This window comes from Carboxylicivirga sediminis (assembly GCF_018156225.1).
Taxonomy (GTDB): domain Bacteria; phylum Bacteroidota; class Bacteroidia; order Bacteroidales; family Marinilabiliaceae; genus Carboxylicivirga; species Carboxylicivirga sediminis.
Window position 1 is genome coordinate 1 of sequence record NZ_JAGTAR010000053.1, and the last position, 23,073, is coordinate 23,073.

At 41.7% G+C, this 23,073-nt stretch carries 24 protein-coding genes; 8 read left to right on the plus strand and 16 right to left on the minus strand.

Annotated features, from left to right (window positions below):
* Positions 1-104: 104 nt before the first annotated feature.
* The 3 genes from KDU71_RS21575 to KDU71_RS21585 form a co-directional block, all read right to left on the minus strand.
* A complete protein-coding gene (locus KDU71_RS21575; RefSeq protein ID WP_212193201.1) occupies positions 105-1,082 on the minus strand; it encodes a YwqG family protein in 978 nt (325 codons plus the stop codon).
* A 177-nt stretch (positions 1,083-1,259) separates the two neighbouring features.
* On the minus strand, positions 1,260-2,024 hold the full coding sequence (locus KDU71_RS21580; RefSeq protein WP_212193202.1) for an NADAR family protein: 765 nt from the start codon (positions 2,022-2,024) through the stop codon (positions 1,260-1,262).
* 857 nt (positions 2,025-2,881) lie between these two features.
* Entirely contained in the window at positions 2,882-3,367 is a 486-nt protein-coding gene (locus KDU71_RS21585) for a hypothetical protein (protein WP_212193203.1), read from the minus strand.
* A gap of 304 nt (positions 3,368-3,671) precedes the next feature.
* Here KDU71_RS21585 and KDU71_RS21590 point away from each other — a divergent pair, with 304 nt between their 5' ends.
* The gene (locus tag KDU71_RS21590) at positions 3,672-4,880 is read left to right on the plus strand and encodes a dipeptidase (RefSeq protein WP_212193204.1); all 1,209 of its coding nucleotides are present in this window, start codon (positions 3,672-3,674) and stop codon (positions 4,878-4,880) included.
* A gap of 352 nt (positions 4,881-5,232) precedes the next feature.
* On the opposite strand, the gene KDU71_RS21595 is transcribed toward KDU71_RS21590, so the two are convergent.
* Entirely contained in the window at positions 5,233-6,156 is a 924-nt protein-coding gene (locus KDU71_RS21595; RefSeq protein WP_212193205.1) for an HU domain-containing protein, read from the minus strand.
* A gap of 427 nt (positions 6,157-6,583) precedes the next feature.
* Between KDU71_RS21595 and galE the strand changes: the two genes are divergently transcribed.
* The 6 genes from galE (at position 6,584) to KDU71_RS21625 (ending at position 12,804) form a co-directional block, all read left to right on the plus strand.
* Positions 6,584-7,609 (plus strand): UDP-glucose 4-epimerase GalE, encoded by a 1,026-nt coding sequence (galE, locus tag KDU71_RS21600; protein WP_212193206.1) that lies wholly within the window; start codon positions 6,584-6,586, stop codon positions 7,607-7,609.
* A 244-nt stretch (positions 7,610-7,853) separates the two neighbouring features.
* Complete coding sequence (locus KDU71_RS21605; RefSeq protein WP_212193207.1) at positions 7,854-8,393, plus strand: hypothetical protein; 540 nt, start codon at positions 7,854-7,856, stop codon at positions 8,391-8,393.
* A 65-nt stretch (positions 8,394-8,458) separates the two neighbouring features.
* Positions 8,459-8,983 (plus strand): hypothetical protein, encoded by a 525-nt coding sequence (locus KDU71_RS21610; RefSeq protein ID WP_212193208.1) that lies wholly within the window; start codon positions 8,459-8,461, stop codon positions 8,981-8,983.
* Positions 8,984-9,180: 197 nt separating this feature from the next.
* Complete coding sequence (locus KDU71_RS21615; protein WP_212193209.1) at positions 9,181-9,531, plus strand: DUF5684 domain-containing protein; 351 nt, start codon at positions 9,181-9,183, stop codon at positions 9,529-9,531.
* Positions 9,532-9,674: 143 nt separating this feature from the next.
* Complete coding sequence (rfbB, locus tag KDU71_RS21620; RefSeq protein WP_212193210.1) at positions 9,675-10,727, plus strand: dTDP-glucose 4,6-dehydratase; 1,053 nt, start codon at positions 9,675-9,677, stop codon at positions 10,725-10,727.
* Between the two features lie 259 nt (positions 10,728-10,986).
* On the plus strand, positions 10,987-12,804 hold the full coding sequence (locus KDU71_RS21625) for a methyl-accepting chemotaxis protein (RefSeq protein WP_212193211.1): 1,818 nt from the start codon (positions 10,987-10,989) through the stop codon (positions 12,802-12,804).
* A 70-nt stretch (positions 12,805-12,874) separates the two neighbouring features.
* On the opposite strand, the gene KDU71_RS21630 is transcribed toward KDU71_RS21625, so the two are convergent.
* The 4 genes from KDU71_RS21630 to KDU71_RS21645 form a co-directional block, all read right to left on the minus strand.
* The gene (locus tag KDU71_RS21630) at positions 12,875-13,267 is read right to left on the minus strand and encodes a rhodanese-like domain-containing protein (protein ID WP_212193212.1); all 393 of its coding nucleotides are present in this window, start codon (positions 13,265-13,267) and stop codon (positions 12,875-12,877) included.
* Positions 13,268-13,371: 104 nt separating this feature from the next.
* Positions 13,372-14,766 (minus strand): LPP20 family lipoprotein, encoded by a 1,395-nt coding sequence (locus KDU71_RS21635; protein ID WP_212193213.1) that lies wholly within the window; start codon positions 14,764-14,766, stop codon positions 13,372-13,374.
* Positions 14,767-14,782: 16 nt separating this feature from the next.
* Entirely contained in the window at positions 14,783-15,241 is a 459-nt protein-coding gene (locus tag KDU71_RS21640) for a regulatory protein RecX (RefSeq protein WP_212193214.1), read from the minus strand.
* 81 nt (positions 15,242-15,322) lie between these two features.
* On the minus strand, positions 15,323-16,690 hold the full coding sequence (locus KDU71_RS21645) for an NAD-dependent succinate-semialdehyde dehydrogenase (protein WP_212193215.1): 1,368 nt from the start codon (positions 16,688-16,690) through the stop codon (positions 15,323-15,325).
* A 102-nt stretch (positions 16,691-16,792) separates the two neighbouring features.
* Here KDU71_RS21645 and KDU71_RS21650 point away from each other — a divergent pair, with 102 nt between their 5' ends.
* Entirely contained in the window at positions 16,793-17,875 is a 1,083-nt protein-coding gene (locus tag KDU71_RS21650) for an acyloxyacyl hydrolase (protein WP_212193216.1), read from the plus strand.
* On the opposite strand, the gene KDU71_RS21655 is transcribed toward KDU71_RS21650, so the two are convergent.
* The 8 genes from KDU71_RS21655 to KDU71_RS21690 form a co-directional block, all read right to left on the minus strand.
* Positions 17,872-18,324 (minus strand): DUF2147 domain-containing protein, encoded by a 453-nt coding sequence (locus KDU71_RS21655; protein WP_212193217.1) that lies wholly within the window; start codon positions 18,322-18,324, stop codon positions 17,872-17,874. The genes KDU71_RS21650 and KDU71_RS21655 overlap by 4 nt on opposite strands.
* A 73-nt stretch (positions 18,325-18,397) precedes the next feature.
* The gene (gene yidD, locus KDU71_RS21660; RefSeq protein WP_212193218.1) at positions 18,398-18,670 is read right to left on the minus strand and encodes a membrane protein insertion efficiency factor YidD; all 273 of its coding nucleotides are present in this window, start codon (positions 18,668-18,670) and stop codon (positions 18,398-18,400) included.
* Positions 18,654-19,061, minus strand: coding sequence for a ribonuclease P protein component (gene rnpA, locus KDU71_RS21665; protein ID WP_212193219.1), 408 nt, complete (start codon positions 19,059-19,061; stop codon positions 18,654-18,656). Before rnpA ends, yidD begins: the two co-directional genes overlap by 17 nt.
* A gap of 68 nt (positions 19,062-19,129) precedes the next feature.
* Positions 19,130-19,879 carry a uroporphyrinogen-III synthase gene (locus KDU71_RS21670; protein WP_212193220.1) on the minus strand — a complete coding sequence of 250 codons (750 nt, stop codon included), beginning with the start codon at positions 19,877-19,879 and terminating at the stop codon, positions 19,130-19,132.
* A 48-nt stretch (positions 19,880-19,927) separates the two neighbouring features.
* A complete protein-coding gene (locus tag KDU71_RS21675; protein ID WP_212193221.1) occupies positions 19,928-20,977 on the minus strand; it encodes a DUF4271 domain-containing protein in 1,050 nt (349 codons plus the stop codon).
* A gap of 76 nt (positions 20,978-21,053) precedes the next feature.
* Entirely contained in the window at positions 21,054-21,635 is a 582-nt protein-coding gene (locus KDU71_RS21680; RefSeq protein ID WP_212193222.1) for an LOG family protein, read from the minus strand.
* A 51-nt stretch (positions 21,636-21,686) separates the two neighbouring features.
* Complete coding sequence (locus KDU71_RS21685; RefSeq protein ID WP_212193223.1) at positions 21,687-22,121, minus strand: DUF417 family protein; 435 nt, start codon at positions 22,119-22,121, stop codon at positions 21,687-21,689.
* A gap of 10 nt (positions 22,122-22,131) precedes the next feature.
* Positions 22,132-23,070 carry a glutaminase gene (locus tag KDU71_RS21690; protein ID WP_212193224.1) on the minus strand — a complete coding sequence of 313 codons (939 nt, stop codon included), beginning with the start codon at positions 23,068-23,070 and terminating at the stop codon, positions 22,132-22,134.
* Positions 23,071-23,073: the final 3 nt, after the last annotated feature.

Below are 23,073 nucleotides of genomic sequence, written 5' to 3' on the forward strand. Positions count from 1 at the left end.
TATCAATCCCCATAGATAGTGATTTCTAACCGGTTGTCGGCAACACCGCGTTCAGACTCTGGTTTTCAACCAGCCAGAACGCTTAGTTATTGGCACCAGTATTTTTATGAACATTGTAAAATCATCCAAGTTTTATTGAAATCCTTATTTTTTAAATCCTCCTTTTTAATCCAAAAATACAAACGACCAACATCTCCCCACATCATTCCTGTTTTTTCATCTTCGGAATCTATTTGTAATAATAAAATCCAGTCTTTAGTACCCTTTTCTAGTCCTTTTGCTTTTGGGTCATTGTAACCTGATGGGTCACCGCAATATAATCCATTTGTCACCAATTGACACTCAAGTTCCATTTCGCTTTGGATATTGTTTGCGTATCCAAGCATTTTATTTATTGAATAATCCTGAGGTAAATTAAGATATTGGTCAATTTCTTTTTCCGAAAGATTTTTTTGTACAAATTCATTCTCCCAGCTCGGTAATCCAACAGTTGTTTTAATTTCTAATTTACATTCATTGAATCTTGAATAATCAGGTAAATCACTTGGAAACTCTTGTCTAGTCAAGTTATCAGTCTCTGTGCTATAATACACCTTAAACTTATCTTTGTCTTTTGGGTCAAATCCCCATGCCTCCTGTTCCGCAGAATAAAAGAAATATATAATTCCTCTATCAGGCAGTAAGTTATCCTTATCGAAAGAATGAATCTCACTCAAATTAATCTGTGCGATGAATGAAAGAGGTTTATCATTATTCTCTTTAAACCAATCAACTTCTTGTGGCAAATCAGGTTGTCCACCAATTTTTGATTGTCCAAGGTCAAGATTTTCAGAATCTGATACGGTTGTTATTATCCTAATCTCATTTCTAAGCAAAGGTTCAAATTTATCCCAATGTTCACCTAATCCCAATTTTTCGAATTTATCCTTAAGTTCAGTTGAATTTAATATATCATTAGTATCCGGCTCGACCGAAACTTGATTATTTGTCTGGTTACTAGATGATTTTTTAAAAAGTGAATTTCTATTAAGTAATCCGAAAACAACAACAATTGTCAAACTAATCCATAAAATCGTACTCATATGTTTCATGTTTGTATCTGTCTTAATATTGGTGCCAACGTCCCTGCCGCATGAAGCGTGCCGTTGCGTGTGGTATATTCGCTTACTTAATTTCTCCTTGGCTCACGCGGGAGTCGAAGTCCAAAACCCAGACTCGGCAAGGCATGGTTTATTGCGGCATGTTAGCAGCATTTATTCTTAGTCATAAAAACCTTTCCAATTGTATGGTTCTGGATTGGTCAACTTAAATATTGTCTGTTCTTTTTCTGTTAAATTATGATATGACTTAGCAAATTCAGTCATAAACTGTTCTCCTTTACCCATTCTCCAAAACATGTCGTTGTACTCAATGTCTGGAAATTTTAACCAAGGAGCTATTAGTCCATTAGTCAATTCCGAAAAGAAACCAAATTCGCTTAAGAAATCGCGTGTTTCCATAAGTGCGAAACCTAACAGGTTTAACCCTCTCCACGCATAGATGTTGTCAATGTCTTTACTGTCTTTGGTCAATCCGATTCCCCAAATTGTATCAACTGGACTAGCCTCAACGAGAATTCGATTTCCTGTTTTTAGAAGATATTCTCCCAAATCACGATTCTGATTGAACTTATGTATATTTCCAATTCGTACTATATTGAATCGGTTTTCTTTCCATGTAATTTCGTCAAATCCGATTACTTGTCTTCCAAGTTCTTTGGCTTCACCAGGTTTTTCGCAATCAATTATTTGTTCGAATATTTCTTTGTTACCGAACAGCAGAGCCTTTTGGGCCATCATCCAGTGTTCAGTTGTTTTATAAGTTAATCCATTAATTTCAAAAGAACTTTCATACCACTGACTGAAACAAAAGTTACCTACTTCTTGGTCTTGTTTTTTTGTGTGTCCCCAGAAATACAGATATTTCAAAGAATCTCCGCTTTCAATTTTCTCGGTCAACCATTTTATGTTATAGTGCTGTTTCATTTTTGATTGCTGCTAACGTTTTTATAAGTGTATGGCGTATATTTCTTCTATACGAATTCTAAAGGTGCACAATACATGCCATATAGGCAAGTATTGTGCACCTTTATATGTTAAGCATTCAAGATGTCATCGAGTGGATTCATTATATTTTTAAAGCTTTGTGCAGATACATAGGTGTAAATTTCTGTGGCTATTGCACCATAGTGCCGTAATATGGGCCTATATGTGATGTATTCAACACTTTATATTGCTCTTATCGTACCATATATATAATGCGTGTGCTATTATATACTCTGTCCAAAAGCAACATAAACATACCAATAATAAAGCAATATTATACCGATTTATACATTAAAATAGATGGCCTGCAGCGACACACCTGGTCTCTATTTAAGCACACAACTACTGTTCTAATGCATGGACATATGCAGTCTTGCAAAGGCTTTAACTTACAGTCAAACCATGGGGCCCATTTGTATTATCAATAAGCACAATTTCCACATTAACGAGCACTTTTGGGTGAGTAATGGGCCGTTGATGAACAGGCACGCGCCCATTTTACCCACTGGGGTACATGTCCGGCTGTTCACTTACAGGTTGTTATTAAAAGCGCAGGCTTTGCTGCACACCCTGGCACCATTGGAGTGCACACATCACTAAAAAGTGCCCGTCGGTGGCACCAGGCAGGCCGCCTATCATATGCGAGTACATATCATTGGCAGCAATCTGTCCATTAATGGTATTTGCAAGCCCCCTATTGGTATTTAGCAGCTCCTGCCTGCTGTTTTACACACAAAGGGGGTACTTCAGAAGTACCCCCCTGCACCATTGATGCTCCATGCCATTGTTTGATATGATTAATTATTACTTATCTCATCGGTGCTTACAGCACTGCTTCGGTCAAAGCGGCCTTTCAGCTGGTTATACAAGCTGTTGGCGCCAGGCAAACCGGCTTTATTAGCGGCCTTAATCATGTTATACACCATTAATGCCTGCGTATAAGCTTCCGAACCTGCCAGCATCTGTGTATCGCGAACGCGATCGTACAGGTAGCCTAAGGGCGTTAATAACTCTTCCAGCTGCTCATACAATTCTAAATCCTTAGCCATCTCATCGGGCTTAACATACGATGGCAACAAGCTGGCATCATTTTTAATCACAGCTTCCACATCCTTAACGAATGTTTTATTGCGTTTTTCAATCTTGGGCAGTCGCTTACGCTGCTCCGGTGTCAGCCCTGTTAAAAAGGGCATTAAGTCTGTAATTTGCTTCAGCAAATCAATAATTTGCGCTTTGGCCTCTTCGGCCATCACCATTGAAATTTGATTTCGTGAATCACTCATACTGTTTCTGTTTTAAGATTAATTTGGTTTTTGGCATGTTAACATCCTACTTATCAAGGCACTTTTAGCACCTATAAATAACTGTGCACACAAAGAGCCTCTATTAGTTAATTGCAGAAAACCAGAAACGTAACACCTTTTTGAAGGGAAAAATACCATTTGCTTGACTAACGGTTGATTTATTATGACTAATGAACAAATACACCTGATTAATTTAAATATATAGATTAACATAACTAACTCTCAATGTGCATACCATGGCAGATTCTCACATTTTAACTATCATTGCACAAAATCTACACGCATGAATATGAAAGCACTGGGCATTGTATGCCTCCTACTCACCGGCCTGTCGTCGTGCGAGCTAAAACCTGCGGATGCGCTCGAAGCACATCGCCAGGCTATCACCATTGACACACACGTGGATACTCCCATGCGTTTCTTGCGCGATACGTTTGATATTGGAAAGGAGCACCAGGCACCATCAAGCCGGGTAGATTTACCACGTATGGAGAAAGGCGGACTCGATGCCATCTTCTTCGCCATTTTTACCGGGCAGCGACAGCGCACCGACGAGAACAATACACTGGCCTACCAGATGGCACATGAGATGATTGACTCCACCGAGAAAGCGGTTAAGGCCAACAGCCAGATAGCCGAACTGGCCTACACAGCTGAAGATGCCATTCGTTTGGAGCAAGCAGGTAAGCGGGCCATCTACCTGGGCATGGAAAACGGCTTTCCGCTTAACAAGGAAGCCAGTCGTGTGGAAGAATTTTACAACCGAGGCGTGCGCTACATTACCCTGTCGCACACCAAAAACAACGATATATGCGATTCATCCACAGATAAGGAAGGTCCCGAGCACGATGGACTGAGCCCATTTGGCAATGAAGTGGTTAAAGAGATGAATCGGCTGGGTATGATCATTGACGTATCGCACATATCTGATAAAGCCTTTTACGATGTGATGGACCAAAGTACTGCACCGGTTATTGCGTCACACTCATCGGTGCGTGCCATCTGTGACCATCCACGCAATATGGATGACAGCATGATTAAACTGCTGGCGGCCAAAGGTGGTGTGATACAGATATGCATACTGGGCGCCTATATACAACCCGAAGACACTACCTCACTCAATTACCTGAAGCACGAAGAGCTGCGCATTAAGTACAATAACTGGAACTATAGCAGCGATGAACAACGCAAGCAAGCCTGGGCCGAGTGGCGGGCTATAGATGAGCACTACCCACCCCTGCTTCCGAGCATTGCCGATGCAGTGGATCATATCGACTATGTGGTAAAACTGGTGGGCATTGATTATGTAGGAATCGGCTCCGATTTTGATGGCGGTGGCGGGCTGAGCGACTGTGTCGATGTGGCCGACTTTCCAAAAATTACCGAAGAACTGGTGAAGCGCGGCTATACCGAGACGGATATTGCTAAAATATGGGGCGGTAACTTCCTGAGGGTTTTCAGGCAGGTAGAAGCAGCAGCTGAAAGAACTTAGAATTAAGGATCGCACGGCATTCACTGCGCCCTTTAGCTAATCTTTATTTACCGCTGAGTTAAAAGAGAACACAAAGTGTATTCTAGATAGTTTTGCCCGTAAATACCCCTAGATGAACTTCTCTGTGTACTTTGAGCCCTCTGCGGTGAACCTTTCTTACCGACCTGAAAATGAAGAAAAGAAAGGCGCGCATCTTCTTATTAACATCTACGAAAATTGAGGAACGCATCTTTAATTTACACCCTGCTCATCAAGATGCATTCCTTATATATTTTATGTCCTCTGTGCTTAAAAAAAAGGCTGCAACAGAATAAACCTGCCGCAGCCTTACTATATTAAGTACAAACGTTTCTTAGTGTTGTGTGAGCACCCACACTGTTTTAAAATCTTCTTTCTGACGATACACGCCCATATCGGCAATGGCTTCGGCTTTGTCAGCATAACCATCAATAGCCACGCGGTAACGATTATTGGGACTTGGCAACACGAAAGCCTGCTGCTCGCCCATCTCATGGACAATATTCAGGAAGCGCTGCGCCTGGTTCTCTGTTTTAAAACTACCCGCGATTAGGTAGTAACTATTCTTCTCTACAGGTGTCGCTTCTTCAGCTGCAAGCTCTGCCTCTTTTAATTCGGCAGGCTGCACCTCATAGCTTGCTTCGGTTGGTGTTTCCGGCATCACAAACGAGATGGTACTGGCCGCGTTCATACTCTTCTTAAGCTGCGGGTTTTCCACACTCTGAGAAATAGCAAACAAACCAACCAACACAGCCACAGACGCTGCAATCTGTTTCAAACTAACAGGCTGCAGCAAACGACGTACCTGACGGTTTTCAACCATCGGCTTCTGAGGTGCTACCACAGGTGTAAAATGGAAAGACGACAGGCCATAAGCATCAGTCAGGTAAGCCTCCGATTCATCAGCCACAAACAACAAGTAGCCCAGTGCATCTTTCTGCAGAGTACCTACTTTTTCGATTAGCGCTTTGCCTCCTGCATTCACCTTAGCCTCAACCGAAGCCACAAACTCTTCCACCATTACCTTGGCTTTGCCGTAGCTGATGCCATTCTGCTGCGCCAATGTACTAATCAGCAGTCCGTCGTTGTGCGAGAGGCTGCGATTAAAACCAATTTCTTTTGATGGTGGTAAAAACAGGTTTTTATCCATATCGCGCACGGCACTTACCGGACTCGATACAAAAGCACCTAAACCAGGAACAATCACACACTCATGTGTGAACAATAGATTCGATATTTGTTGGCTAACTGTTGTCATACCTGCAAAATTAACAAAAACGTGCCTGAGGATATTAACTTTCTTTCAACATCTGTTGGTAAAGTGTTGAAAACCGGTTGATAAACAACCAACTTATTAACCACCTCCCGCTAATAATGTGCTAAGTTACTAAATTTGAGGCAACAAACACAATCCACCAGTGTGAATAAGTTATCCCACTGACTGTTAGTACTAATAGCCTGTCGCTAATAATAAAAGTACTTTTAACGTTTATTAAGAGCTTACATGATAAAATACAGCTACAATTGATCCGCTCATTGCAAACGATTTCGTACTTTTGAAGCTCGTTTAACTATGAAACGAACAAGCAGAGTGCAGATTTCCACTTAAACGTAAGTAGTCAGTCGCTGTTTGTAAGTTCAACCTGAATGAAACACACAATCAGGTTAAAAAGAAAGCTACACTAATGGCAAAGCAGATTTTAGTAACCGGAGGAACAGGTTACATTGGATCACACACCGTGGTTGAATTGCAGGAAAAAGGATTCGACGTGGTGATTGTAGACAACTTGTCTAATTCCAAAATTGAAGTACTGGACAACATCGAAAAAATCACTGGTATTCGTCCGGCTTTTGAAAATTTCGATTTATCTGAACGCGAGCTCACCGACAACTTCTTCCAGAAGTACCCCAACATTGATGCCATCATTCACTTTGCAGCTTATAAGGCCGTTGGCGAATCGGTACAGAAACCGCTGGAGTATTACCGCAACAACATGGGCTCACTGATGAACCTGCTGGAGTGCATGAACAAGTATAAGGTGCCTCACATGGTATTCTCATCGTCGTGTACGGTTTACGGGCAACCTGAAGTACTACCTGTTACTGAGCAAACTCCCCGCAAAGAAGCCGAATCACCTTATGGTAACACCAAAGCCATTTGCGAAGACATTATGCGTGATTACTGCAAGGCCAATGAAGCCATCAATTGCATTGCACTGCGCTATTTCAACCCGATTGGCGCACACCCAAGTGCACTGATTGGTGAGCTGCCGGTAGGCGTACCAAATAACCTGGTGCCATTTATCACGCAAACCGCAGCCGGCCTTCGTGAAGAACTAAGCATTTTTGGCGATGACTACGATACTGAAGACGGCACGGCTATTCGCGATTACATCAATGTAGTTGATCTGGCCAAAGCACACGTTGTAGCTATCGATCGCATGCTGAATGGACAGACAAAAGCCAACTACGAGTACTTTAACGTAGGAACCGGTTCAGGCTACTCGGTGATGCAGCTGGTAAAATCCTTTATTGAAGTAACAGGTGTTGACCTGAAATACAAGCTGGTGGACCGACGTGCCGGTGACATTGAAAAAATATGGGCCGACACCACCTATGGTAACAACGAGTTAGGCTGGAAAGCTGAGAAAACACTTGAGGAAACTTTAGCCTCGGCCTGGGCCTGGGAAAAAAATGTGAGAGGCCTTTAATAAGTCATCACTTATAACAATATTCGTAAGCTGTCAGTTAATTCTGGCAGCTTTTTTTTTGCTCTCCCATAGATATTTATATACCTACATAAACACTGCCTGTCACATTTAAACTAACATAACATACGTGTAAATACCCAGTTGTTTTTCTTATAACTGTTGCAACAACACGAGTCATCATCATATGACCTTTCAAACAGGCAATATAGTTTGCTAATCATTTATTACAAACAATTAAAACACCATGACCAAAGTAATTCTACTACTATCCCTTATGATTGGGATCTGCTGCTACGACATGCAGGCCCAGACACCCAGGTACGAGGTAGAGGTACTCACCTGCATTGAATCACTGGTACCCGGAGGTGCCGGGCGATCGCGGATGATCTCCACGCAGGCCAAGGTAGACTACCTCGATTTCACCTCACACCAAACAGCTGACACGAAGGACAGAAACAAGAGCAACCGGAAAGACATTCGCCTAAAGGAATACGAAGAAACAAAACTGCTAAACCTCTACAATGCCGGCGGTATTCGTTTTCAAAATGTAGCCAGTAACGATGCGCTGGTAACATCCAAAATTAATAGCATGCTGACCGATGGTTGGGAACTGTTTTTTGTATCAACAGGCGTTGAGAGCAAAATGGCAGATATAACGGTTAAAAAAGAGCTGTTTAAGATGGGGATGAAAATGCTGCTGGACGACAATAGCGCCAGCGAGAACAATAACGATCCCAACGGCCTTTTTATGACCCGCTATTATTTCAGAAAACTAGTACAATAGACTGATAAAAAGTCTTTCAACAAAATTAGTAACATATAATAATGATATTCTTAAAGCATATAACAATGAAAACAAACCTGATTACAACCTTAATCGTTTTGCTAGTCACAACAGCTTCTTTTGCTCAAGACAAACCCGTTTATGAGGTGAAAATTATTACCAGCATCGAATCTATTGTACCCAATGGAGTAGGACGATCGCGCCTTATCTCTACCGACTCGGAGGTAGACTATAAACAATTTACAACAACCCAGACAGCCGAAAGTGGCGATCGCAACAAAAGTGACCGGTCAGACATCCGTATTAAAGATTACGATGAGACTAAACTGCTTAACTTCTTCAACGTGGGCGGTATTCGTTTTCAGAACATCGCTTCCAATGATGCTCTGCTGACATCAAAGATTAACCAGATGATGCAGGATGGCTGGGAATTGGCCTTTGTGAACACTGGCGTTGAGAGTTACGGAGGAAAGGATGATAACAATGGCATATACATCACACGCTATCTGTTTAAGCGCTTAAAACCAGCCACTACCGATACACCGGCCACACCTGAATCAAACGAAGACAACAGTTTGGTTCAGCAATAAAAGCACTCTGGTTTAAGTGTATAACTAAAGATAAAATGGACATTCCATAATTGAGAAGTCCACTAAATAAGCTCTTTGGCAGAAAACTTTTTAACAGGACAATCCTCAGGTTGTCCTGTTTTTTTGTTTATATTCAAGCTGCAATTTTTTAACGGTGTGGTCATCCACACGATTTCTAACCAATAAAAAACAGATTTATGGAAGATGTAGGATTATTTGGCGGTATAATTTATATGGCCGTTATTGTTTTGCTAATTGCCTCAATGTGGAAGATCTTTGAAAAGGCAGGGAAACCCGGCTGGGCATGTTTAATTCCAATTTACAACACTATTGTATTACTTGAAATTGTAGGCAAACCATGGTGGTGGCTGCTATTGATGCTAATACCTGTTGTCAATATTATCCTTCTTATCTGGGTGGCTAACTTATTGGCAAAAAGCTTTGGAAAAGACGTTGGCTTTACATTGGGCTTAATCTTCCTTGGCTTTATCTTTTATCCAATCCTAGGTTTTGGCGATGCCAAATACCAGGGACCTGCAGGTGCGTAAGCGTCAGATTAAGATATAAAGACTAAAAAGCCTCATCTTTGAGGCTTTTTTATTGCTAGTAAAACTAAGCTTGTAACTTGATAATAATCTTGATACTTTTGTTTGACTCTCCCACTACCCGGGATAAACTTTGATATTGAAATATGAAAAAGCTATTGATTACCGGCGGAGCCGGCTTTATTGGTTCGCATGTGGTAAGGTTATTTGTTGAGAAATACCCCGATTACCACATTTTTAACCTGGATACCCTCACCTATGCGGGCAACCTGGAGAACCTGAAGGATATAGAAAACAAAGATAATTACACCTTTATTAAAGGGGATATCACTGATGCGGAGCATATGAACACGCTGTTTGCCGAGCATGTATTTGACGGTGTTATCCACCTGGCTGCCGAGTCGCATGTCGATCGCTCCATCTCCGATCCGCTGGCTTTTATCAAAACCAATATTCTGGGTACGGTTAACCTGCTAAATGCGGCCAAAACAGTGTGGAAAGACCAGATGGACCAACACTTGTTTTACCACATTTCCACCGATGAGGTATATGGCTCACTGGGCGAAACCGGCCTGTTTACTGAAACAACCGCTTATGACCCACGTAGCCCCTATTCGTCATCAAAGGCCAGTTCCGATCACCTGGTGCGCGCCTATCATCATACCTATGGCATGCAAGTGGTGATATCCAACTGCTCCAACAACTACGGTCCCAACCAGTTCCCCGAGAAACTCATTCCCCTGTCGATCAACAACATTAAAAACAATAAGCCCATTCCTATTTATGGCAAAGGCGAAAACATACGCGACTGGCTGTATGTACTTGACCACGCACGGGCTATCGACCTCATCTATCATAAGGGCAAAAACGGGGAAACTTACAACATTGGCGGCATTAACGAATGGACCAATATTGATCTCATCCATAAGTTATGCGAGGTGATGGATACTAAACTGGGGCGTGCCAAAGGCGAATCTGCAAAGCTCATCACTTTTGTGAAAGATCGTGCCGGTCATGATTTGCGCTATGCCATCGACTCATCAAAACTGATGAACGAGCTGGGGTGGGAACCTTCATTGCAGTTTGAGGAAGGCATTGAAAAAACGGTGGACTGGTACCTGGCCAACGAGGAGTGGCTGAATAATATTATCTCAGGCGACTACGAGAATTATTATCAGAAACAATACAGCGAACGATAAACTATTATACATCTACCGCAAGTAAGAAGGCACCAATGGTGCCTTTTTTTATGAGATAAAATGAAGCTTGACATACACTCAAAATAAGGGCAATATTTTTTTCAAAGATCTTATAACCATTTGATATATATCTCGTATTGTAACTCATTGCTAAAGGAATAGGGAAAACAATCGGCCAACCAACGGCTGCCTTTACCAAAATGGGAATTTATAAGTGTTTAACAAATACCGGTCTACCCGGTTAAAAAAAGTATGTTGTATGCAACTTCGAAGCATTCGCTCCAAGATATTGCTATCTTTTGGAGCTGTCGTTTTTATGGTTATTGCAGCTGTGAGTTTTACTTTCTATTACTCAGTAAGCAACACCTTAACCGAAAACATCAGAACTCAACAACTTCACTCCTTTTTAGAGGCTTCACAAAGCAACTTACGTGCAGGCTTTGAAAAGGCCATTGAAACCTCAATCAGCCTTGCAAGCGATCCGTTAATTTCGAACTGGTTTGAGAACGACGAAAGTAATGAAGACATTAAGTCGCTTTGTTTGGACAAGATCGATTCAGCAGTTGATGAATTTGGTTATTTAACTGCTTTTGCGGTCAATAATCGTACGCGTAACTTCTGGTCTAAAGATCATGTTCTTCTCGATGTGATTTCAGAAGACGATCCGGATGATGTTTGGTTCTTTAGTACAATCAAAGATAGTCACAAACGGATTCAGACCAATCTTGACTTTAACCGAGAACTTAATCAATCAGCCCTGTTCATTAACGTTATAATGGGAAGTGCTGAAAACCCATTAGGCGTTGCAGGTGTTGGTATGAATATTGACTTCCTCGTTAATGAGCTAACCCAAAGAAAATTTAGCGCAGGTAGTAAATTATGGGTTGTGGATGACAGTGGTATCATAAAACTTGCCCAGGATAATAATGACATTAACACATCGCTAAATGAAGTATTGGGAGAAGTTGCAAGCGAAATTGTGACTGCAATTGATAAAGGGTTGATCAGTGAATATATGATTGATGACGAAGCGAATGAAATTGTATATATGAACATTGGCAATACAGGACATAAAATTATTATGTCGGTTCCCAGCTACGAGCTGGTAAGCATGCTTAATCCCATTCGAAACATCACCTTTGTAATTGGGATTATCTTCCTGCTATTGGCATTGACCCTGGCCTTTTTCATTTCAAGATCGCTGGCGCAACCCATATTACAACTGAATAAAGTGGCTCACTCTCTGTCCGAAGGAGATTTGAGTGTGAATATTGATGCAGGGCTAGTCACACGCGCCGATGAAATTGGTCAGCTGGCACAAACATTCAGTAAGATGACCAGTAAGATTTCTGAAGTCATCTCGCAGGCCAAGCTAACAGCTTTACTCATTTCAGAAGGTGGTACAAAACTTACGGACTCGGCCAACGAATTGTCGAGCCGTTCGATGCAACAGGCTACCTCCACCGAAGAGGTATCGGCCTCCATGGAAGAAATGGGCGCTAACATCAGTCAGAATGCCGACAACTCTAAGCAAACTGAAAACATTATGTCACAAGCCTTTAAAGAGACAAGTGACGGTGGCGAGATTGTTAAGCGGGCGGTTGAAGGCATCAAGCTAATTGCCGAAAAAGTGCAAATTATTGAAGAAATAGCTATGCAAACGAATATCCTCTCACTCAATGCTGCTGTTGAAGCAGCCAGAGCCGGAGAGGAAGGTAAAGGATTTGCAGTGGTGGCGGCTGAGGTACGCAAACTGGCCGAGAGAAGTCGCGAGTCGGCCAATGAGATACGAGAGAAAGCAACTGCAGGTGTTGACATCGCGATACGTGCCGGTGAAATATTTGAAAGCCTGGTGCCCGATATCCAGAGGGCCTATAACCTGGTATCAGAGATTTCAGCAGCTTCCATGGAGCAAAATGAAGGTTCAAAACAGGTTAACAAAGCCATTTTGGAGCTCGACAGCGTATCGCAGGGTAATGCTGCTGCAGCTGATAAGATATCGGATTTGAGCGAATCCTTCTCAGAAGAGGTTCAAAAACTCAATGATGTCATCAGCTTTTTTAAAATCAAAGAATAAAAAAATGACAATAAAAAGGATGCCCTGCTTCACAGACGATGCAGGGCATTTTTATACAGTTCCAACGGCCTTATTTCAGCTTTTCTTCATCCAGTGGTAGCTCATAACGACGCCAGCTAACCAGCCCACCTTTCAGTTCAATAATATTGGTATACCCTAAACCTTGCAGTATTTCAGCAGCCGGTCGCGTGCGAATATCTTTCTCACAATACAGAAAAATAGTATCTGATTTGGGAACTACTTTTGTCAGCTCTATTAAATCAGCTTTCTCGGGCGCTGGCATGGCATTTTGCAGACGGTATTTTGCAAACATTCCGGCCGGCCGAACATCTACTATTAAAGCATCAGGATGCTGCTGTATTAATGCATAAAACTCCTTTGCAGTTACACGCTTTGAATCCTGAGCCATCAGGCTAATGCTGGCTCCCAGCAATAAAAATATTAGTATAAAAGCTTTTCTCATTTTATCAGGTGTTTATCACACGGTATTACGATCCTACATACGTATGGTTACTAAAAACCCGAAATGACAATCATTCCGGGTTTAATAATATGGTTCAACAGTGCTTACATATTGACCTGCTCCAGGCGAGGTTCAATCTGTTCTTTAAACTGCTCAATCAGCTTTATTCTTACATCTTTTAATGCGTATTCATAGTTACCTGGTCGCATTCCTCTGATGCCCGTCAGGTTATCGGCGAATATTTCTGTTTGGCTTTTAATATCCTGAATGACAATATTAAAATCGGCAAAAACGGTGAATACTGAGTAGCCCTGCCCTTTTCGTTCATCACCTGCTACAAAATTAGAGTTGACAGTCACTACAAAGTCAGCCTCATTCATGTCACTTGTAAAAGTAAAAAAGTTCTCATTAAGCTCGGTTTTAAGCATACCGGTAAAAGCCCCTTTATCATCCAGCTTTCCAAATACTTTCTCTTCACTTACCAGGTAAGCTTTTGATTTAAGAACTTCAATGGTGATACCAACCGCAGGCATTTGCTTCACAGGGAAAAACACCTTCAGCAGGCGCTTAACTTCATCATCCATCTCCGATTCGGCCACATGCGAAAAATCAAAACCGGCGGTTATTTCCTGCATCTTTCGTTTTGATATCAACCTGGTAATGGATACCGACGTATAACCATCGTAGTTGGTCTTGCTCTGAGCCGTAAGAATACCTTCACCTTTGGTAAACTCATATTTTAAAGGGAAGCCAACTAATGGCCTTTTCTCGCCTGCTTTACCAGTAAAAGTAGCATTAACACCAATCGGCACTTCCAGCTTTTTCGAAAACTGTATCTGGTAGTTTGATTGCACTGGCATCAGTTGTACCCTGCGAAAGACATCCTGAATAGTACTAAACAGTTCGGTTCCGACATTGTAGGTCCCGTCAACAGTTTTATAGGTTAAATCCTCTTCAAGATGATCCCTCAGGCTGATAACACCTTTGGCCAGATAATTTAAAGCCGAGTAAGCATCGTAATCATCAATGGCCTTGAAAGCATCGGTCAGGTATGAACTGGCCATCATTTTGGCTTTATCCAGCTTCATCTGTTTGGCACGTTCATATTTCTGCTTCGACAGGCGTGTCATTACCCAATATTCTTTTCTATCTTCCCAGGTGAGAACCTCATAGCCCTCCAGCGTTTGCTCCACCGAAGCCTGTATTTTCGATTCATAGGCTTCTTTATATTCATAATCGGTTTCAATCTTATGCAATACCGAGTTGGAAGAGATATTCACTTTAATTTCACTGCTCATTTGCTTTAGCGCGGCACCTCTGGCAGCCTGTCGATACTCGACGGCACTACCTGCTTTTGGCACATTGGCAATACCAATATAATAGGCCGGATCGTTTGGCCGTTGCTTTACCCAGGAGGGCTTTTTCTTAGCTTCGCTAATGTTTGGCATCAGTAAAAATGCCAATAGTAGAAGGAGAGTTAAGTTTGCTTGTTTATTCATAATGAATTGCTTCAGGTTATATTTCTAAATATTGGTCGATTAAACGATAAACGATATCTGGTTCAAAACCCCTGGATTGAGCAAAACGCACAAGCGCCGCCTTTGTCTGCCAGGCGTCTTTGTTTTTAATCTGCCGGTTTTTACTGTGCAATAATTCTGCCAGTTTTTCAGAATAATCTGCATCCTTAATCTGTTGCAGAGCCTCATCAATAATTGATGAAGATAGGCCTTTACTGCGCAGCATAAAACGGATTTTGATTCGCCCCCAGCCATTAAACATGAATTTATCCTTCACATAATAGCTCGCAAAACGACGATCATCAATGAACTTCTCATTTATTAAGCGCTCCAATACCCCATCCACCTCCTCTTCACCCAATTCCCAGTTGATTAATTTCTTGCGAATATCTGTGGTACAATACTCCTTGCGTGAACAGAGTGCTGCTGCTTTAATTAAGGCCTGACGACAATCCATGTATCTTTTTAATGTGTTAATTCTGCATCCGATAAGCTACATTTCAGCAAAGCGGAGTTGATACCACCTTGCATCTTGTTCTTATTTGATATACACCCCTTTAATATTCATAAATTCTTTCATGCCGTAATGCGATAGTTCACGGCCGTAACCACTCTCCTTAACACCTCCAAAAGGCAGACGTGGATCGGAGCGCACAAAATCATTCACGAAACAGCAGCCTGCCTCCAACTCTTCCTCGGCTATCTGACGGCCTCTTTCAGTATCACCTGTAAATACAGCTGCTCCCAGGCCAAACACTGAATCATTGGCAATCCTGATGGCATCGGCCTCATCCTGCGCTCTGATAAGGGAGGCCACAGGCCCAAACAACTCCTCGTGGTAGGCTACCATACCAGGCTGCACATCACCCAGAACCGTTGCCGGATAGTATGCCCCATCGCGATTGGGAATATACCCCCCTGTGAGCAGCTTTGCACCCTTGCCTATGCTACTCTCCACCTGTCGGTGCAAATCCTCACGAAAGCTCGACTTAGCCAGAGGTCCCATATCCTTTGTTTCATCGAATGGATCGCCTATGGTAATGTCGCGCATCCTATCGGTAAACTTTGTGGCAAATTCATCATACAGCTCATCAACAATAATAAAGCGTTTGGCACCTATACAGCTTTGTCCGGCATTTAGTATGCGACCTGCCACACATGCATCCACAGCTGCATCAATATCGGCATCTTTCAGAATCAGGTATGGATCACTGCCACCCAGTTCGAGTACGCATTTTTTAAGGTACTGCCCCGCCGCCGAAGCCACAGCTTTACCAGCAGGCGTGCTGCCTGTAAGCGTCACTGCTTTAACGCGCTTATCACTAATTATCTTTTCAACCTTACTGCTTCGCACCAATAGTGTTTTGAATACGTCTGCAGGAAATCCCGCCTCTACAAATATGTTTTCAATGGCCAAAGCACAAGCCGGTACATTGGAGGCATGCTTTAACAGACAAACATTACCTGCCATTAATGCAGGAGCTGCAAACCTGAACACCTGCCATAAAGGAAAGTTCCAGGGCATAATGGCCAAAACTGGTCCTATGGCCTGCATGGATGCATATGATAAGCTGGCTTCTGTTGGAATGATTTCACTTTTTAAGAATCCGGCACCATTTTGGGCATAATATTCACACACTTTGGCACACTTTTCAACTTCGGCACGGGCTTCAACAATGTTTTTACCCATTTCAACTGTTATATTGAAAGCCAATCCCTCCTGCTTATCACGCAACACCTTTGCAGCTTTAATCAGTAGTTGTGCCCTCTGTTCAACAGGCTCTTTTCTCCAGCCCTTGTATGCTTCATAGTTGGCCGCTATGGCATTATCTATCTCATCGGAATGAAACTCCTCATATTCCCTGATGATTTCGCCGGTAGCCGGATTTATACTTTTCAAATACATGGTTTTTTCATTTTAGGTATGCTCCCTAAAAGTACATGGAAAAAAAGAACCTAAAAAGGTTTTTATTGGGAATTTAAGAGCTATATACCTTAACTTGTTAAGATGCTCAGACTAACTCCTCATATAAAATTTGATTTATCCATTATTTGCCTTTGCCTCATCCTTAACAGCATAAGTGCATTTACACAAATCAACCAGTCTGACGCGCCTGTTTTTTATGGCATATCAGCCTATTATGGTCAATTTCAGGTGCATACCAAGTCATTATATCCGTATAATGGCACGCATCCTTATGGGGTGGAATTTGAACTAAGCCAGCTACTATTAAGAGACAATATTAGGGAAACATTTGGCACCTTCATTAAATGGGGTGTAGGGCTTAATTACGTCAACTTTGATCATTCCGATCTGGGATTTGCCCTCACAGGCATGGCCTACATAGAACCTTTTATCAGATCCGGCAGACGATGGCGATATTCCTTAAAAGCTGGCATGGGAGTCGCATTTATGAGTCATCCATACCACCCTGCAAGCAATCCACAAAACCTGACATACAGCACCCAACTGGCTTTTCCTTTGTTTGGCGGAGGAAGTGTATACTATTTCTTCACTAACGAATGGGCCATAAAAGCAACAGCTTCTTTTCAACACATCTCCAATGGCGGAATCAAACAACCCAATCTGGGCATCAATTACCCGGTCATTGCCTTAGGTGTTGAACATACCATGCATCATTATACTATACCACCTCCGAAAAGGCTGCATCATTTCAAAAAAGAAACCCGGATGGATATCCTGATGGGCTACTCATTAAAGGAAGACACCACTCATACTAATGATCAAAATGTCATAACAGGCTTCGTCAATCGGAGCTGGCAGGTATCGCGCATTAATGCAATTACTGGTTCATTTTTTATTGAGTATCAGGAATCATCGGAGATAACCAGCAACAAGGACCAATGGAGTATAGCCCCTTTGGTGGGTAACGAGTTTATTCTGGGGAAACTTTATTTTGGACAGCAGATAGGAGCCTATCTGTTGAAGGGGCAAAAAGCACCTAATTTACTTTTGCAGAACTATTACCTGAGGGCTAAAATTAACGCCCACTTTATAGCAGGCGTTAATCTTAAGGCTCATGGCCGTGTGGCCGATTTCTTATCTGTTCAGTTAGGTTTTACCTTTTAGGCATCCCCCACCACTCGTGTCCAACTAACTTTTTTACCTATCAGCGAAAAGCCTATATACCCTTTCACTTGCAGCTTATTAGGATTGCCATCAAACCACATGTAGCATTTATAGGTATTACCACTTTTAGGATCATATATGGTACCATTGGTCCATTCTCCTTCATCATCGTTATAGGTGAATCTCTCAAGAATATTCAGACCTATAATCTTACGCTTCTGTAGGTCCTCGTCCGGATTATGCTTATCCAGTTTATGCGAACCATTCTCCTCAGTTGGATTTTTTAACCATATGATTTGCCCTACAAAAGTGCCATCAGCATCTTGGGAGATGCTTACTTTTGAATCACCATCTTGTGTGAGCCAGGTCCCAATTATTCGGGTATTCTTCTGACCAAAAGAAGCAAGTGTAAACAGTAATAGCGCAAAACTTAAAAGATACTTCTTCACTTTCATTAATTTACCATTCATTCTATTCCCTCCGATATTTTGAATGGCAATATAAGAAAAAAAACCAACCTGCTTAAGGAACAGGATCATGGCCATGGCCACCCCACGGATGACAGCTCAATATACGCTTAATGCTTAAATACAAACCTTTGAACGGCCCGTGCTTTCTTAGCGCTTCAATGGTGTATTGGGAGCAAGTGGGCGTATACCGGCATGAAGCCCCTAAAATGGGCGAAATAAACCATTGGTACAACTTAACGGGTATGAGTAAAATAGCCACCAGCCCGCTTTTCAACAGAAATAGCAGATAATGAATAAAACGCACTATGCTATTCTTTTTCTTCATTCTTGCGGACTTCATCAGTTAGCTTTTTCAGTGCTTTCTTCACTCCCTTTTGAACAGAAGCAAAATCAAGAAGTTCACTTGGCAAATACACAAAAGCAACAGCTAAATGTACATTGGTATCCTTCAGCTGGGAATAAGCATCAAGTTTATTTACACGATATGCTTCGCGCACAAGTCGTTTTACACGGTTGCGCTTGTTAGCTCTTTTAAATCGCTTTTTGGATACACTGATAAGCAATTGAATGGGTACATCATCACTTGATTCTACCGGTAGGTAACTAACCCGGAACGGATATTTAACAAACGACCGACCTTTTGTAAACAGTTCCTGAATGGTTGTGCGGCTGCACAAACGCTCATTCTTTCTAAAGGTAAACCGCTGCTGTTCCATTATTATCAGATAAAAATAATCCTCTCTGCCAAAGACAAAGAGGATTAATCAGCCTCAGGCTGTATGTATTATTTTCCTTTGTTGTATTTCTTGATGTACTGCTCAAGGGCCATTGTCATAGATGGTGCCTGTGGCATTGGTGCCTGAATATCAAGACGCAAGCCTGCATCCTTCACAGCCTTGGCTGTAGCTGGTCCAAAAGAAGCAATTTTGGTATCGTTCTGCACAAAGTCAGGGAAGTTCTGCATTAATGAAGCAATTCCCGAAGGGCTAAAGAACACTAGTACATCGTAGTTAACATCTTTAAGATCACTTAAATCACTACTAACTGTACGGTACAAAATCGCTTTTGTATACTTGACCTTTGCTTTATTCAACAAAGTTGGAATTTCCTGCTTATGAATATCCGATAATGGCACCAGGAAAGTCTCATCTTTATGCTTTTTTACTACCTCAGCTAAATCAGCAAATTTTCCTGTAGAGTGGAAGATCTTACGTTTTCTGTACACAATATACTTCTGTAAATAAAAAGCTGTTGCTTCTGATATACAGAAATACTTCATGGTATCGGGCACAGTAACGCGCATTTCTTCAGCAATGCGGAAATAATGATCGATAGCTGTCCGGCTGGTAAAAACAACTGCTGTATAATCCAGCAAGTTCACTTTTTGCTGCCTGAATTCCTTTGCTGAAACCGCTTCTACCTGAATAAAAGGTCTGAAATCTATTTTCAGATTGCTTTTTTCGGCCAAATCAAAGTAGGGAGATTTGGGGGTTGAGGGTTTGGGTTGTGAAACCAGTATTCTTTTAATCTTCAATGTTCTACAATTTAAATTCAACTAAACCTTTACCTCATTTACTATTCCCTAGTATATCATTACTTTAATAAGTATTGATAAGGGTAAAATTTCTAGGGCACAAAAGTACAAAAACATATAAAAAATTGAAAGAGGGCTGCGTAAAATTATTTTTGCACCGCGAAGTAATTGAATTATGTACATGATGATAAATAGTACAACACCTGCTTTCAGCAAAAAGGTAGCTGTTAACACATCAACAAATGGCACAATGCTGACGATTGGTAAACACGCAATACCAAACACCTTACTTAGCATATTAGCATTAAATAAATATTCTTTGGTAGCCTGATGCGCTTCAAACACCACCGACACAAATCGATATAACAGGTTTTTAAGGATAAAATAGCCTACCACACCTGCATTTACCAATATAAAAAAGACTAAAGGACTAAAGCGCTGAGGACTTTTGCCACCCAGGTGAGCAAACTCAAAAATAAGCATTGATGTTGAAAGAAAGAACAAAAAGGTAAGTGCCCATGATGGCTTTTGATTTTGAAGATTACCACTGAAAAATAACTTGGAAGCACTCTGCTGATAACGAACCGATGAGAATAAGTCACTTAAGTATTTTCCAGCCGTAAGTTTAATAAAACCTGCTACAATTAAAGCGAGCAAAATAAAGCCTGCCAGCCAGTCTTTTGATTCCTCAAATGGGGAACCCTTGCGCTGTATGACCGGAGGTGGTGGCACAGACACAACATTTTGTACAGGCTGATTACTTGTGTCTTTAGCTATTTGAATAGATTCTGCTGCAGGCTTATCCAGAGCCTGTTTTTCGACTGTTAGCTGACTTGGCAAAGATACCTTATCAATACCTATTGCTCCATCAGATGACTTAAGGTTGAAATAAACCGAGTCCTCTGAGGACCAGGTTCTGTAAATTTTCTTCTTTGGCGGCACTGCTTGTTTTACTTGCAAATGCCTCGGTGCTGCAGTCGATATTTCCTGGATAGGTGTACGCAAACTTTTATTGGTAGCCAGGCTATCACCACTTGTAGCGGTTTGATCGACTGCAACCTGCTGCGCTTGCTGATATGTTACCGTTGTTTTCCCCATCCAAAAAAAGCACTATTCGACAAAAGTAATCAAAAATACGAATGCATATATTCGCAAACAACAACTCCAAAGAAACTTATTTGACCGCCGCTATCTCAATGGCATTATTATGCCATGCAGGCAGCTCTTCAATGGCCTGACATACCTGCTGCGACGATTCAACCACATGCCACAAGGCGTTATGCTCAACGCGCATAAACTGCTCATCCACTAATTTCTCAAGCATCTTAATCAAGGGGTCGAAGAAACCTCCTGTGTTAACCAGGATAATGGGCTGTGTTATTTGCCCAAGCTTTTTTAAGGATAACACCTCAAACAACTCTTCAAGCGTGCCAATACCACCAGCGAGTACCACGATGGCATCACTATCTTTTACAAGCAATCTTTTTCGCTCGGCCATATCATCCACATGCACCATATCACTAACACCTTTGTGCTCCCACTCCACTTCAACCATGAAATGTGGTATGATACCCCTCACCTGCCCATTTAGTTCGAGCGCACGATTAGCCAAATTTCCCATCAACCCAACAGCCCCACCTCCATATACTATTCTATAATTGGCTTTTACCAGCTCTTCAGCCAGGCTAGTTGCCTCGGCCAGATAAGCCTGTTTAACTTTGGGACTTGAGGCACAAAAAACGGTTACATTTTTCATTAAATACAATTTATTAATTCCTGGTTTTGGATGAGATTCAATCAAGTTTGTTTAGGCCGAATCGCCAACACACCACATGGCTGCTCCTAATAAAATAACATCTTTCAGAATGCTTTGCCCCAGCTTTGATAATTCTGGAAAACCATAGGGTGGGAGCCACACATAAGAAGAAGTAAATAAAGTGGTAACACTCAAAAATAAAACTATGGTAGCAAGCACTCCTCCCACAAAAGACAATTTGCGAGCAACCGGTTTTGTTGCTATCATAATACCTATGAGCATTTGTAAGTAAGCAACCAGTTGCGAAAACGCATATGGAGTAATGTATTTTAACAACCAGCCTAACATTGCTGAATTTGACAAAACATCTTTGAGGTAATCAGCCTCGCTATTTTTAAGTTTCATCAGACCTAACCATATGAACGCTAAAGCTAATCCATACCTTAATAAAAATTGCCCGAGTGATTTAAACGATTTTGCTAACATCCAATTAGTATTAGAAAATTGATATTCCTGTTTTAGTGGTCAATAATTCGAGTGCTTTCACTCCAGCCAGTGAATTACCATGCTTATCAAGGCCAGGACTCCATACACAAACTGATAATAATCCGGGAATAATGGCAGCAATACCACCTCCAACACCACTTTTCCCTGGCATGCCTACTCTAAAAGCAAAATCACCTGCAGCGTCGTAGGTACCACATGTCAGTAACAAGGCATTAAGACGCTTGGCCTGACTGGCCGTGAGGTAGCGCTTATTAGTGCGAGGATGAACACCGTGATTGGCTAAAAACAAAAAAGCCCTGGATATATCCTGACAACTCATTGACAGCGAGCAGTGCCCAAAATAGAAATCAAGGACCTCGTCAACGTCCGACTCTATGTTGCCATAGCTTTTCATGAAATGCGCCAAAGCAGCATTTCGATGCCCAAAAGCTTTTTCAGACCGAAACATGGCATGATCAATCTGTATGTTCTTGTTATCAGCCAGCCCACGTATGTACCCAATAATCTCATTCAACGAGTCTTGCGTGTGACTAACCACACAATCAGCTACCACAATGGCTCCTGCATTTATAAACGGGTTGCGTGGCTTACCATTTTCATGCTCCAGCTGTATCAGCGAATTAAAAGGATTACCAGATGGCTCTTTTCCAACGCGTTTCCATAAGTCGTCCTTCAAAAAGGAAAAAGCTTTCGTTAAGCTAAAGACCTTTGAGATACTCTGAATAGAAAAGCTTTTTAGCGCCTGACCACAATAAAACTCTCTGCCATCAATCAAACTGATTGACATACCAAAATTAGCTTTATCCACATTACCCAACTCAGGAATATAGTCAGCCACCTTTCCTTCGTCCAGAAGTGGCTTTATTTCTTCCGCTATCTCTTCTATAACGCTTTGCCAGTCGGTTGTCATTGCTTCAGAGCTACTCATGGC

Coding starts and splice junctions, on each gene's coding strand:
- galE (WP_212193206.1), top strand. CDS start 6,584: ATGGCAAAGCAGATTTTAGTAACCGGAGGAACAGGTTACATTGGATCA.
- KDU71_RS21615 (WP_212193209.1), top strand. CDS start 9,181: ATGGAAGATGTAGGATTATTTGGCGGTATAATTTATATGGCCGTTATT.
- KDU71_RS21610 (WP_212193208.1), top strand. CDS start 8,459: ATGAAAACAAACCTGATTACAACCTTAATCGTTTTGCTAGTCACAACA.
- KDU71_RS21595 (WP_212193205.1), bottom strand. CDS start 6,156: ATGACAACAGTTAGCCAACAAATATCGAATCTATTGTTCACACATGAG.
- rfbB (WP_212193210.1), top strand. CDS start 9,675: ATGAAAAAGCTATTGATTACCGGCGGAGCCGGCTTTATTGGTTCGCAT.
- KDU71_RS21675 (WP_212193221.1), bottom strand. CDS start 20,977: ATGGGGAAAACAACGGTAACATATCAGCAAGCGCAGCAGGTTGCAGTC.
- KDU71_RS21630 (WP_212193212.1), bottom strand. CDS start 13,267: ATGAGAAAAGCTTTTATACTAATATTTTTATTGCTGGGAGCCAGCATT.
- KDU71_RS21605 (WP_212193207.1), top strand. CDS start 7,854: ATGACCAAAGTAATTCTACTACTATCCCTTATGATTGGGATCTGCTGC.
- KDU71_RS21650 (WP_212193216.1), top strand. CDS start 16,793: ATGCTCAGACTAACTCCTCATATAAAATTTGATTTATCCATTATTTGC.
- KDU71_RS21575 (WP_212193201.1), bottom strand. CDS start 1,082: ATGAGTACGATTTTATGGATTAGTTTGACAATTGTTGTTGTTTTCGGA.
- KDU71_RS21625 (WP_212193211.1), top strand. CDS start 10,987: ATGCAACTTCGAAGCATTCGCTCCAAGATATTGCTATCTTTTGGAGCT.
- KDU71_RS21580 (WP_212193202.1), bottom strand. CDS start 2,024: ATGAAACAGCACTATAACATAAAATGGTTGACCGAGAAAATTGAAAGC.
- KDU71_RS21640 (WP_212193214.1), bottom strand. CDS start 15,241: ATGGATTGTCGTCAGGCCTTAATTAAAGCAGCAGCACTCTGTTCACGC.
- KDU71_RS21690 (WP_212193224.1), bottom strand. CDS start 23,070: ATGAGTAGCTCTGAAGCAATGACAACCGACTGGCAAAGCGTTATAGAA.
- KDU71_RS21635 (WP_212193213.1), bottom strand. CDS start 14,766: ATGAATAAACAAGCAAACTTAACTCTCCTTCTACTATTGGCATTTTTA.
- KDU71_RS21585 (WP_212193203.1), bottom strand. CDS start 3,367: ATGAGTGATTCACGAAATCAAATTTCAATGGTGATGGCCGAAGAGGCC.
- yidD (WP_212193218.1), bottom strand. CDS start 18,670: ATGAAGAAAAAGAATAGCATAGTGCGTTTTATTCATTATCTGCTATTT.
- KDU71_RS21680 (WP_212193222.1), bottom strand. CDS start 21,635: ATGAAAAATGTAACCGTTTTTTGTGCCTCAAGTCCCAAAGTTAAACAG.
- KDU71_RS21645 (WP_212193215.1), bottom strand. CDS start 16,690: ATGTATTTGAAAAGTATAAATCCGGCTACCGGCGAAATCATCAGGGAA.
- rnpA (WP_212193219.1), bottom strand. CDS start 19,061: ATGGAACAGCAGCGGTTTACCTTTAGAAAGAATGAGCGTTTGTGCAGC.
- KDU71_RS21685 (WP_212193223.1), bottom strand. CDS start 22,121: ATGTTAGCAAAATCGTTTAAATCACTCGGGCAATTTTTATTAAGGTAT.
- KDU71_RS21590 (WP_212193204.1), top strand. CDS start 3,672: ATGAATATGAAAGCACTGGGCATTGTATGCCTCCTACTCACCGGCCTG.